We start from the raw sequence: 1,714 nt of genomic DNA on the forward strand, positions 1-1,714 counted from the left end.
CTTAAAGCATCAAAATAACCTTCTGAAGTTGGGATGATTCTTAATTTCATTTCATCATTTATCATGCTTCCTGATTCATCTTCCCACGCATTGGTAAACTTATACTGAAAGCCATCGAGGTAATCTGTTTCCCAAACCATTAAAGAGCTTCTTCACTTTTACTCTGTCAAAAAAGAGCAACCAAATAGTTACTCTTTTTTAATGATATTTATTAATTATCTACTTTCAAATGTTGATTAATAAACAAACCAACACTTCTGATACATTACCACTGATAAGCGTTCTCTGTTGTATGACTGTAATCATCCAGTAAACCAAAAGAGTAATAATTATTTACAGGATAATTTTGGAATTTTAATTTTTAAAGAATTTGATTTTACCTTTTTATAATTCGTTAAATCTTTCGTACAAAAATAATAGCTAATACTTTTTTTCTTATCATCTCTACTATATTCAATAATATCAGCATTATATTCAATTAATCCATATTCTTGTAATTTGCTAATAATACTTGTATTTAATTTTATTTCGTTATCATCATACCAATAAAATATTTTATTGTTAAATTCTAAATAATTAGTTGGCAGTCGATTTATAGGTTTATCCCCATCAATATAAAACTTATTAGAATTACCAATAATATTTATTTGTATAAAATTGGAATTTAAAATTTTGTAAGAAACAGAAAAAATATTATCATTTTTTAATAATGATGATTTTTCTCGAAAATCATCAACTGCGTTTTTTATTGCTGAAGTATAAATATCTTTCGAGATAGATTTATTTTGTTGTCCCGTACAAAATAATGAAAATAATAAAATTATTAAACTTAAATGATTTTTCATAAATATTATGCTAGTCGTTTGTGTAATCAATTTTTTCAACACCTGATCCATTTCCTCGATTAGTTAAAATTATAAATTTACGATAAACATCTTTCCAATTAGCTACAGAATCTCTGTCTGCATCCGATGAAGATGTACTCGCATTTCTACTATATCCAAGAGTTGGGTGTGTGTGGAAATCTGTATTTGTAAATAATCCTTGTCTTTTTAAACTGTTAAAATTAATGCTAGTAGATGAGGAAGAGTTCGTATTTTCTTTGTGCTTACCATTTGCTCCATATTCATCAAGATATACACTACTAATTTTGCCATTTGCAGAATCTTCTTTTGATAAATATGCTCCCGAAAATTCTACACCTACGTAATTTGATATTTTAAGTATTGATTCTTCCACTTGACTCAAACTAGGCTGATTTTTTCCACCAACATCGATTATATAGTCTGTTGTTTTTAAGTTACGACCATCTTCTAAAATTCCTTTGGCTATATTATCTACCTCTACTTTTGCTTCCCCTTTTTTATTATCTACAACTTCTCCTTTTTTATCGGTTTTCAAAATCCTATCTGGTAAATTGTTTGTTTCTCCTACTTGTTTTACATCTCCTGTTTTTTTATTAAATGTATAATCAGTAAAAGGAGCTCTGCCATCTGGATCAATAAACCTTATCGGATTATTAAAAGCATAATTATAAGGACTATGACGACGCATCATTTCCGCCAACGGATCTACCACGCCCCATCTCCCAATATCCGGCATATAAAATCTCGCTCCATAATCATACATTCCGGTCTCTTGGAGTTCTTTCCCGTTGTACTTGTATTGGTAAGCATTATCAAAACTATGAGTCTGTGCATTATGCATCAAACCA

2 protein-coding genes are annotated in these 1,714 nt (G+C 29.1%); both read right to left on the reverse strand.

Annotated features, from left to right (window positions below; translation table 11 throughout):
- Window positions 1-329: 329 nt before the first annotated feature.
- The gene (locus tag OEW74_RS19495; protein ID WP_265430067.1) at window positions 330-845 is read right to left on the reverse strand and encodes a hypothetical protein; all 516 of its coding nucleotides are present in this window, start codon (window positions 843-845) and stop codon (window positions 330-332) included.
- Between the two features lie 10 nt (window positions 846-855).
- On the reverse strand, window positions 856-1,714 hold an 859-nt coding region (locus OEW74_RS19500), incomplete at its 5' end, for an RHS repeat-associated core domain-containing protein (protein WP_265430068.1).

The sequence above is a fragment of the Chryseobacterium sp. YIM B08800 genome, from assembly GCF_026163565.1.
Lineage (GTDB): Bacteria > Bacteroidota > Bacteroidia > Flavobacteriales > Weeksellaceae > Chryseobacterium.

Excerpts from the sequence above, each read along its gene's own strand:
- OEW74_RS19495 (WP_265430067.1), bottom strand. The coding sequence starts at position 845 with ATGAAAAATCATTTAAGTTTAATAATTTTATTATTTTCATTATTTTGT.